The sequence below is a fragment of the Intrasporangium sp. genome (assembly GCF_036566125.1).
GTDB lineage: Bacteria > Actinomycetota > Actinomycetes > Actinomycetales > Dermatophilaceae > Intrasporangium.
On the sequence record NZ_DATCWX010000327.1, the window covers coordinates 1 to 9,118 of the forward strand.

General features: G+C 69.0%; 11 protein-coding genes and 1 pseudogene. 1 reads left to right on the forward strand and 11 read right to left on the reverse strand.

The window, feature by feature from the left end; genetic code table 11:
• The 4 genes and pseudogenes from VIR15_RS19800 to prfB form a co-directional block, all read right to left on the reverse strand.
• Window positions 1-716 (reverse strand): annotated as a pseudogene (locus VIR15_RS19800) (M23 family peptidase); the annotation flags it as partial.
• Between the two features lie 133 nt (window positions 717-849).
• Window positions 850-1,755: a permease-like cell division protein FtsX gene (ftsX, locus tag VIR15_RS19805; protein WP_331930960.1), complete on the reverse strand. Its 906-nt coding sequence runs from the start codon at window positions 1,753-1,755 to the stop codon at window positions 850-852.
• 12 nt (window positions 1,756-1,767) lie between these two features.
• Window positions 1,768-2,646 carry a cell division ATP-binding protein FtsE gene (gene ftsE, locus VIR15_RS19810; protein WP_331930962.1) on the reverse strand — a complete coding sequence of 293 codons (879 nt, stop codon included), beginning with the start codon at window positions 2,644-2,646 and terminating at the stop codon, window positions 1,768-1,770.
• 170 nt (window positions 2,647-2,816) lie between these two features.
• Window positions 2,817-3,932, reverse strand: a complete 1,116-nt coding sequence (prfB, locus tag VIR15_RS19815; protein WP_331930964.1) for a peptide chain release factor 2 — start codon at window positions 3,930-3,932, stop codon at window positions 2,817-2,819.
• 302 nt (window positions 3,933-4,234) lie between these two features.
• Here prfB and VIR15_RS19820 point away from each other — a divergent pair, with 302 nt between their 5' ends.
• Window positions 4,235-4,456, forward strand: coding sequence for a hypothetical protein (locus tag VIR15_RS19820; protein ID WP_331930966.1), 222 nt, complete (start codon window positions 4,235-4,237; stop codon window positions 4,454-4,456).
• 7 nt (window positions 4,457-4,463) lie between these two features.
• Here the strand turns inward: VIR15_RS19820 and VIR15_RS19825 are convergent, their stop codons facing one another.
• The 7 genes from VIR15_RS19825 to VIR15_RS19855 all read right to left on the reverse strand — a co-directional run.
• The gene (locus tag VIR15_RS19825; RefSeq protein WP_331930968.1) at window positions 4,464-5,855 is read right to left on the reverse strand and encodes an MFS transporter; all 1,392 of its coding nucleotides are present in this window, start codon (window positions 5,853-5,855) and stop codon (window positions 4,464-4,466) included.
• A 54-nt stretch (window positions 5,856-5,909) separates the two neighbouring features.
• Window positions 5,910-6,374: a pilus assembly protein TadG-related protein gene (locus VIR15_RS19830; RefSeq protein ID WP_331930970.1), complete on the reverse strand. Its 465-nt coding sequence runs from the start codon at window positions 6,372-6,374 to the stop codon at window positions 5,910-5,912.
• Entirely contained in the window at window positions 6,371-6,817 is a 447-nt protein-coding gene (locus VIR15_RS19835; protein ID WP_331930972.1) for a pilus assembly protein, read from the reverse strand. The genes VIR15_RS19830 and VIR15_RS19835 overlap by 4 nt, the downstream gene beginning before the upstream one ends.
• Window positions 6,814-7,257, reverse strand: coding sequence for a TadE/TadG family type IV pilus assembly protein (locus VIR15_RS19840; RefSeq protein WP_331930974.1), 444 nt, complete (start codon window positions 7,255-7,257; stop codon window positions 6,814-6,816). Before VIR15_RS19840 ends, VIR15_RS19835 begins: the two co-directional genes overlap by 4 nt.
• Window positions 7,258-7,260: 3 nt before the next feature.
• Window positions 7,261-7,482 carry a hypothetical protein gene (locus VIR15_RS19845; protein WP_331930976.1) on the reverse strand — a complete coding sequence of 74 codons (222 nt, stop codon included), beginning with the start codon at window positions 7,480-7,482 and terminating at the stop codon, window positions 7,261-7,263.
• A 54-nt stretch (window positions 7,483-7,536) separates the two neighbouring features.
• Window positions 7,537-8,514 carry a type II secretion system F family protein gene (locus VIR15_RS19850; protein ID WP_331930978.1) on the reverse strand — a complete coding sequence of 326 codons (978 nt, stop codon included), beginning with the start codon at window positions 8,512-8,514 and terminating at the stop codon, window positions 7,537-7,539.
• Window positions 8,511-9,118: type II secretion system F family protein (locus VIR15_RS19855; protein WP_331930980.1), on the reverse strand; the 608-nt coding region annotated here is incomplete at its 5' end. The genes VIR15_RS19850 and VIR15_RS19855, both read right to left, overlap by 4 nt.

Sequence of the window (9,118 nt, forward strand, 5' to 3'; positions counted from 1 at the left end):
GCACTGGCCGCCTCGGCCGCGCGGAGCGCCGCCTCGGCCTGCCGCTTGAGCTCGGCGACCTCGGCGCGGACCGACGTCAGGTAGGCCTTGGTCGCGGTGCTGTCGGCGGTCATGGCCGCGAGCTTGTCGATCGTGTCGCTCGCGACGGCGCTGGCCGTGTCCGCCATGACGAGTCGGTTGGCGAAGTCCTGGGGAGACGTCGAGCCGAAGACCATGCCGAGCTGCGACTCCGTGACGGCTCCGCCCTGGAAGACCTCGGCGGCGTAGGCATCGAGCGCGTCCTGCGACGACGCCAGCTCGGTCCCTGTCTTCTTGAGCTTCTCAGCAGCGCGTGCCTCGTTGGCCTGTGCGACGGCGAGCTTCTGGGCCACCGCCTCGTTGTGGGCGCGCGCCTGCGCCTCGGCGGCGATGGCGCGGGCCTCGGTCGCCTCGGCCTGTGCCTGTGCCTGCTGCGCCCTCGCGAGCGCGGCCTGGGACTGGGCGAGCTGCTGCTGCGCGACCGGGATGGCCGCGCGGGTCTTCTCGAGGTTGACGTACGCCTTGGCCAGGGCGGCGCCGGTGCCCTCGAGCTGCTGGCTCAGGGCAGCGATGCGCTGGTCCGCCTTGCGCTTCTGGTCGGCGACGTCATCAGCACGGGCGCCGACCCCGCCGGCCAGGGACACGATGCACACCACTGCCGCCCCGAAGGCGGTCCACCGGGCCCTTCGAGATGGCATGCTCGACGGTCTCACTAGCCACATATGACTCATTGGTACCACAGGCAACACCCTGGGCGCGAGATGCGTCGCCGGGTTTGTCCCCGAGCGCCTCCTCGCCGCGCACGGCTTTGGTCCGTGCTCGGGCGGTCCGTCACACCCGGAGGTAGCGCCGGAGCGTCACCCAGGAGGTGACCGTCGAGAGCACCACGACGCCGACCACGATGGCGGGCGCGACAGAGGCGACGTCCGCCACGCCGATGAATGCCGTGTCGGTCAGGGTGGTGCTGAGGAAGCCGACCACGCCGTACTTGACGGTGGCCCAGAGCATGAGCATGGCCAGACCCGCCCCGACCACGCTCGCGAGGACCGTCTCCATGACGAAGGGGAAGCGAATGGTGAAGTTCGACGCCCCGACGAGCCGCATGATGCCGGTCTCGCGCCGCCGGCTGAAGGCGGCCTGCCGGATCGTCGTCGAGATCAGCATGACCGCCGCGAGGACCATGAGCGAGGAGAGGGCGATGGCCGACCAGGAGACGGTGTTCATGAAGGTGAAGAACTTCTCGAGCAGCTTCTTCTGGTCCTGCACGTCGGCCACGCCGGGCATGCCCTTGATGGAACTGGCCACGATGTCGAACTTCCCGGGGTTGGACAGGTTCACGCGATAGGAGTCGGCGAAGTACGACTCACCCGCACGGGCGAGGGGCGAGTTCTGGTACGTCTGCTTGAACCTGCCGAACGCGTCGTCCCGTGACTCGTAGAAGATCTCGCTCACCGTCGGGCGCAGCGCCTCGAGCTCCCCCTTGATCGTGGCCCGCTGCTCGTCGGTCGTCGGTTGGCCGGCGCAGTTGGGATAGCGCGTCTTCTCCGCGCAGAGCAGGACCGTCACCTGCACCCGGTCGTACCAGTAGTCCTTCATCGTGTCGACCTGGCGCTGTCCCATCACGCCGAGCCCGAGCAGGTACATCGAGATCATCGTGACGATGACGACGGAGACCGCCATCGAGAGGTTGCGTCGCAGACCGTTGCCGGTCTCACCGAGGAGGAACTGGAGTCGCATCGCTCTGCCAGCTCAGTGGGTGCTCGAGCGCTCTGGCTGGTGGCGGCGGAAGACCGAGAACCGCTCGCGCGGCTCGTCGGCGTCGCGGCCGATCGGCGGCAGCTCGCCCTCCTCCTCGTAAGCCTCGACGGCGTCGAGCGCCTCCTCCTGGAGCGGGTCTGGCAGGTCGTCCGGATGCGCCGGCTCGAGCTCGACCCGCGGGATCGATCCGGTGGTGTAGTCCCCCGTCTCGACGTCGGCCACGAGGACGCCCTCGTCGAGACGGATGACGCGCTTGCGCATCGCGTTGACCGTGGCCGTGTCGTGGGTAGCCATCACGACCGTCGTGCCGGTGCGGTTGATCCGGTCGAGCAGCTTGACGATCTCGAGGCTCGTATCCGGGTCGAGGTTGCCGGTGGGCTCGTCGGCGAGCACGATCGGCGGACGGTTGACGAACGCCCGAGCGATGGCGACCCGCTGTTGCTCGCCGCCCGAGAGCTGGTGGGGCAGGCGCTTCCCCATCCCCGCGAGGCCGACGAGCTCCAGTGTCTCCGGCACGATCTGGCGGATCCGCGACCGCGACGCACCGAGGACCTGCAACGCATAGGCGACGTTCTGGTGGACCGTCTTGTTGGGCAGCAGTCGGAAGTCCTGGAAGACGAAGCCGATCTCCCGGCGCAGAGCCGGCACCTTCCGGTCCGGGAGCCGGGCCAGGTCGCGACCGGCGACGAGAATGCGACCCGCGGTCGCGTCCTGCTCCTTCATGACGAGCTGGAGCAGCGTCGACTTGCCCGAGCCGGACGCCCCGACGACGAAGGCGAACTCGCCGCGGGTGATCTCGAGCGACACGTCGTCGAGAGCGGGCCGCTGCGTCCGTGGATAGGTCTTCGTCACCTGCTCGAAGAGGATCATCGGCTTCCCTGGCTCGCTCGTCTGGGGCAATGGCCGCAGTGGCGCCGGGCGCGGAGCCAGCGCTGGGCTGGGACCGCGCTCAGCGGCATACGGCAGCTTTCGTGGTTCTCTTCGAGGCTAAGGGCCGACCCCGCGAATCCGGTGTTACCGACGTTTCGGGCGTGGCGCGCTCAGACCGTGGCGGCCTTCTTCTGCCCGATCTGCCAGCGGATGCCGGCCTCGATGAACCCATCGATGTCGCCGTCGAAGACCGCGGCCGGGTTGCCGGTCTCGTACTCGGTCCGCAGGTCCTTGACCATCTGGTAGGGATTGAGCACGTAGGAGCGCATCTGGTCCCCCCAGCTCGCCTTGACGTCGCCGGCGAGCTCCTTCTTCGCCGCGGCCTCCTCCGCCTTGCGTTGCAGGAGCAGGCGGGACTGGAGGACGCGCAGTGCGGCGGCGCGGTTCTGGATCTGGGACTTCTCGTTCTGCATCGACACGACGATGCCGGTCGGCAGGTGCGTCATCCGCACAGCGGAGTCGGTCGTGTTGACGCTCTGGCCGCCGGGGCCCGACGACCGGAAGACGTCGACCTTGATCTCGTTCTCGGGGATCTCGATGCTGTCGGTGCTCTCGATGAGCGGGATGACCTCGACCGCTGCGAAGCTCGTCTGGCGCCGGCCCTGGTTGTCGAACGGGCTGATCCGCACGAGGCGGTGGGTGCCGCCCTCGACGGCGAGGTGGCCGTAGGCGAACGGGGCGTTGACCTCGAAGGTGGCCGACTTGAGGCCGGCCTCCTCGGCGTAGCTCGTGTCCATCACCTTCGTCGAGTAGCCGTGGCGCTCGGCCCAGCGCAGGTACATCCGCATGAGCATCTCGGCAAAGTCGGCTGCGTCGACGCCGCCGGCCCCGGCCCGGATCGTCACGACGGCGTCGCGCTCGTCGTACTCACCGCCGAGCAGGGTGCGCACCTCGAGCTCGCCGACGTCCTTCTTCAGGGCTGCCAGCTCGCGCTCCGCCTCATCCATGGTGTCCTGGTCGGACTCCTCCGTGGCCATCTCGACGAGCGTCTCGAGGTCCTCGACGCGGCCGTCCATGGCGAGCACGCGGTCGCGCTCGGAGTTGGCGCGGGAGAGGGCGGAGGTCACCTGCTGCGCCTTGTCGGGGTCGTCCCACAGGTTGGGGGCGGCTGCCTGCTTCTCCAGCTCGGCGATCCGTGCGCCGAGGGCGTCGAGGTCGGTGACCCCGCGCACCGAGTCCATCGTCGCGCGCAGTTCCTTGATCTCTTGCGTGAAGTCAACAGCCACGATGCAACAGCCTACGGCAGGACAACGATGGGGCCGTATGCCGCTGGGCTCGCTCCCCCGTCACGTGGCCGTGCGGCGTGGTTCGTCAGCAGCGGCACGGGAGCGATGACGGGACCAAACCCGGTCAAGCCAGGTGCTCACGCACGAGCCGCAACACCTCGTCCCGTCATTCGTCCCTCCAGATGCGATTGCGAGCCGCTTCTGGGTAAGGGGTGGGCGCGCTTGGGCGTCAAGCACCTTCGAGAGCCGCCCGGGCCAGCATCACCAACCCGGTGATGCCCGACTCTCCACGAAAGGTGACCATGCCCGTCCGCACCAGATCTCGCACCCGCGTCAGCACCATCGTGATCGTCATCTGGCTCCTCATCGGCGTGGCTGCCGCTTTCCAGCGGGGCTACTTCGGCTCGGCCGAGCCGACCTGCAGCCGCGTCGGCAGCGCGGCGCTGACGATCATCGCCGGGCCCCTGAACTACCTCGGGCTCGACCCGCAGGTCGGCTGCTCGGTGCCGCAGCCGTCCGACTAGACCCTGACTAGCCCGCTCGCCGTCGCCTGACCTCCCGCAGCTCGGCGAGAACCGAGACGCCGGGCCGGTCGTTCATGCTCCGCCAGGCCCACACGCCGGACCCGATCATGGCCAACCCGGCGAGCAGGTAGGTGACCATGGCGCCGGTGTAGGTGAGCTCCAGCCCGCCGAGGTTGACGGTGACCGGGAGGCCCAGGAGCGTGTCGAACATCGCGGCGATGAGCGGTGCGACGGCGAGCACGAGGACAAGGACGACACCGTCGAGTGACTGGACCAGGGCGAACGTGCGTCCGCGGATCTCGTCCTCGACGGTGAGTCCGATGAGCGTGTAGCCGACGACCCAGCCGACGCCGACGAAGGCGCCGAGGAGGAGCGCGAGCGGCAGGGACAGCAGGAACGTGGGCACCAGGGCAAGGACGAGTAGCACGATGCCGGCACCCGTGAGGGCTGCGCCGAAAAGCCTTGCGCGGGAAAAGCCCCGGAGGACTCGTGGACCGAGGATGAGCCCGAGCGCCATCCCGCTGAAGACGCTGACGAAGAGCAGGCCGTAGCCCGGTGCGCCGGCCCCCATGTCCCCGACGAAGCGCGTGGCGAGGCCGATGACGAGGCCTCCCCCGGCGAAGGCGCCGAGCATGCCTGCGATGAGGCCGCGGACGAAGGGCCGCTCCTTCAGGATGAGCAGTCCGTCGGCGATGCTCCGGACGACCGACTCGCCCTTGAGCTCCTCCTGCGCCGCCCGTGGCGGGAACGTCAGCCTCCAGACGATCCACGCGCTGACGAGGAACGTCGCGGCGTTGGCGTAGATGGCCAGGTAGATGCCCTCGGGGTCGATCCCGGGGATGAGGTTGTGGAGCGGCTGGCCGACGAGGGACAGCCCGGAGAAGACGAGCGCCGCGATGGGAGCCGTGCCGTAGCTGCCGATGAGGTTGAGCTGGTTGGCCAACTCGAGACGCTTGGGGGGCACGAGATTCGGCACCGTCGCGTCCTTGGCCGGGTTCCAGAAGAGGGAGACGCACTCGATCAGGACGATCGCGATGTACATCCACCACAGCTGACCGACGAGCGGGATCGATACGAAGAGCGCGAAACGGAGCAGGTCCCCCATGACCATCGTCTTGCGCCGGTCGAGACGGTCGGCGACGACGCCGGCGAGCGGGCCGAGGATGATGGCGGGGGCGATGCGGAGGATGAAGACCCCCGAGACGGCGAGGTACTGGCCCACTCCGTTCTGGGCCAGCTCCGCGGCCAGGGCGGTCGTGGCCAGCAGGGCCAGCCAATCGCCGAAGCTGGAGAGCGAGCCGGCGATGAACAGCTTTCGGAACGGGCGGATGGCGAACAGGCTGCGCAGAGCGGGGAATGACGCGGAGAAGCCCGGGTGCGGGGCCGCGCTCCGGGTCATGTCCTCAGCGTAGGAGGTGGCCGTGGCCGGCCTTCGTTGTGGATCACCGTGCAGTCACAGCAAGGGCGCGCGGGCTCGTGAGGTGACGGTGATCGTGACGCCGCCGCCCAGTGACTCGAGGATCCATCCGCTCATCGGCAGCGTCGCCCGGCCACTCAGGGTCACCTCGGCAGTGAGCCCGTCCGGCGTGCCCGTGGGAGCCTGCAGGTTCCAGCTGCTGATTCCGATGGGTCGGGGCGTCCGCGAGAGGTGGGCTGTCGCCGCCTCCTGGACAGAATTGTCAGTGAGTACGAGGGGCCCCTCGACGCCGCCTTCGTAGACGGCTCCGATGTCGAGCGCGTCGGCCGCGTCGAGGGCGATCGCATCGGCTGTGTCCAGCAGGCGCATCCGTGCCAGCTGGGCTGTGGTCACGTCGATCGCACCGAGGATGAAGACGAGAACGACGACGAAGAGACCGAGGATGAGGACGGCGATCTGACCGTCCTCTCTGGGTGGGCGCAACGGCAGCGGGCCTCTCATCGCGCCACATAGGTGTCGACGCTCGCGACGTGCGTCGACGAGATCATGACCGAGCCGGGAATGCTCCCGGCGAGGAAGTCGGGGATGAGGGGCAGCTGCACGTCGATGACCGCGGTGGTGGTGACCACGCCTCCAGGTCGGAGACAGGGCGAGCCGTCACAGCTGACCGACAGCATCGCGTCACGGTCGAAGTCGAAGTCCTCGAACGCGATGGTCGCCGCAGCGACGGCGCGGGCGTGCGCCTGCTCGTCCTCGCCGCTCGTGACGAAGGCTCGCCCTGCCTCTCGACCGGCGAGCGATGCAGAGAAGGCAGCGCCCTGGATCCGCGCGAGGGTGAGCACCAGGTACGTCAGCGGCAGGAGCAGGAGGATGCCGAGGAACACGAACTCGACGATGGCGCGCCCTTCCTCGCCCGGGGTCCGCCGCGGCCTGGGCAGGTTCACGGCTGGCTCGGGCCCGCAGCGGCGGACACCTGCTCCTCGCTGAAGGCCCTCCCCTGCACGTTGAACCCGTCCCCCGGGCCGATCGGCCCGATCAGCGGGAGCGGCGCGACGACAGTGACGACGACGACTCTGACGCCTTCACGAGTCGTCGTCGTCTCGGCCGAGATGTCCGTTGCAAACGAGGGGTTCAAGGCGGAGGCGATGAGAGCCGTGGTCCGGTCTACGCCGTCGCCGGGCGCGGCATCTGCACGGGCCCCGAACCTGGCTCCCTCTGACGCCGATACGATCAGGGTGTTCCGGACATAGAGCGCGATGGCGATCTGCAGGACGGCGAGGACAACGAACAGCAACAGCGCTGCCACCATGACGAACTCGGCAATCGCCGAGCCGTCCTCCGATCCAGCCCCGTCGCGATCGGACGGCTGACCAAGGACGGCCATGCCTCAGCGACCACCCGGCCCGCTCACGCTGCCGATCGCATCGGTGAAGAGCGTCTCGAGCTGGTCGCCCGCGACGGCCCAGAGCAACGTCACGAGTCCGGCGGTCATCAGGGTGATGAGCACCCAGCCCGGCACGTCACCCCGATCAGACGGCTCACGAAGAGCGGGTCCCAGCCGCCTCTCTGCCCAGCGGGCGAGCCGCGTCGTCATGTTCCTCGTGCGCATCGTGGGTTCTCCTCGTTCCTGTCGTGGTGGATACAGCTGCGTGGTTGGAATGGTTCACAGCTCGAAGCGGAGGAAGCTCAGACCTGGGTAGATGGCGAACAGCACGGTGACCGGCAGGATGAGGAAGACGACGGGCACCATCATGAGAATCTCCCGCTTGCCGCCCTGCTCCATGAGCACGCGTCGGCCGTCCTCCCGTACGTCCTGAGCCTGGGCGCGGAGGACTTCTGCAAGAGGCGTGCCCCGCTCAACTGCGATCACGATTCCGTCGACGAACCGGCTCAGGCTCGGCAGGCCGGTCCGGTCCGCGAGGCCCTGCAGGGCGCTTGGCAGGTTGGCACCGGCACGAGCGTCGGCCAGGCATCGGCGCAGCTCGTCGGCGAGCTCCCCGTTGGACAGCCGGCAGACCCGCTCGAGTGCTCCGGTAGCTCCCTCGCCTGCGCTCACTGCCAACGCGAGCAACTCTGCGACCGTGGGGAACTCACCCAACATGCGCTGCTCACGCCGACGTGCCGTGTGGCTCAGGGCGTAATCACGCAGGATCGCTCCCAGGGCGAATCCGATGACGGCCAACATGACCAGAACAGGGACCGACAGGTGGCGCTTGGACAGCCCGACCATGCCGCCGCCGACGAGGCCGAGGATCCCTCCGGCGGTCGCCCAGATCACCTGTTCCGCCCGGAATCGCTCGACGTCCGCTGGGCGCCCGGCGCGCATCTGGCGACGGGCCACCGACGGGGCGCCTCCGAGGACCCGTTCCATGCCGTCTCCGAGCCGCCGCAGGGAGGGCGCGAGAATCTCACCGAGGCCGAGGACCCGGGGCATCGCCGAGCCGGATCCGAGCAGCCGCGACGGTGGCGGCGCGTCCCGAAGGTACGGAGCAAGCCGTGCGTCCAGGCCCGGGCGACGGGAGACAGGGAGCCCGGCCACGATCAGCGACAGTCCAGCGAGCAGAACCACGCCGGCAGCCGCGCCTGCCCACGACCACCCGCCCAGGACCAGCTCCCTGATGAGCTGCACCGGCTCCTTCACCGCAGCACCCGCTCCTCTTCTGGGAGCCGCCCGATCCACACCATGACTCGGTAGGCCACCGCACAGAGGCCTGCACCAAAGGCGAGCACGACCCAACCGGCTGGCGCTGCGTAGGCCTGCAGCGACCCGCCCCGCAGAGCCAGCATCGCGAGGACGATCCACGGTGCCGCGACCGCGAGGCGAGCCGCGTTGACCGTCCAGCTCTGCCGAGTCTCGAGCTCCGCACGGGTGCGGGCGTCCTCGCGCAGGAAGGCCGAGAGGGTTCGCAAGAGCTTGCCGAGATCGCTGCCGCCGACCTCTCGCGCTATGCGAAGTGACTCGATGAGGCGGTCGGCAACCGGGTCGCTCATCGAGTCCTTGAGCCGATCCAGGCACTCGTGGAATCGCCCGGTGGCGCGATAGTCCTCTGCGAACCCGGCAAAGGCCGGGCGAAGCGCCTCAGGCCCGCGGACCGCCAACTGCGCCAAGGCTTCCGGCAGGGCCAGGCCGGCACGTACTCCTGAGGTGATGTTGTCGACGGCATCCGGCCACAGGTCGCGCAATCTGCTCCGCTGCTTGCGCGCCCTCATCCGGATCAGCGAGATCGGGGTCGCAGCGGCGATCA

What these genes read in the sequence shown, in the direction of transcription:
- VIR15_RS19825 (WP_331930968.1), bottom strand. Translation starts at nt 5,855, where the DNA reads ATGACCCGGAGCGCGGCCCCGCACCCGGGCTTCTCCGCGTCATTCCCC.
- VIR15_RS19840 (WP_331930974.1), bottom strand. Translation starts at nt 7,257, where the DNA reads ATGGCCGTCCTTGGTCAGCCGTCCGATCGCGACGGGGCTGGATCGGAG.
- ftsE (WP_331930962.1), bottom strand. Translation starts at nt 2,646, where the DNA reads ATGATCCTCTTCGAGCAGGTGACGAAGACCTATCCACGGACGCAGCGG.
- VIR15_RS19820 (WP_331930966.1), top strand. Translation starts at nt 4,235, where the DNA reads ATGCCCGTCCGCACCAGATCTCGCACCCGCGTCAGCACCATCGTGATC.
- VIR15_RS19830 (WP_331930970.1), bottom strand. Translation starts at nt 6,374, where the DNA reads ATGAGAGGCCCGCTGCCGTTGCGCCCACCCAGAGAGGACGGTCAGATC.
- VIR15_RS19845 (WP_331930976.1), bottom strand. Translation starts at nt 7,482, where the DNA reads ATGCGCACGAGGAACATGACGACGCGGCTCGCCCGCTGGGCAGAGAGG.
- ftsX (WP_331930960.1), bottom strand. Translation starts at nt 1,755, where the DNA reads ATGCGACTCCAGTTCCTCCTCGGTGAGACCGGCAACGGTCTGCGACGC.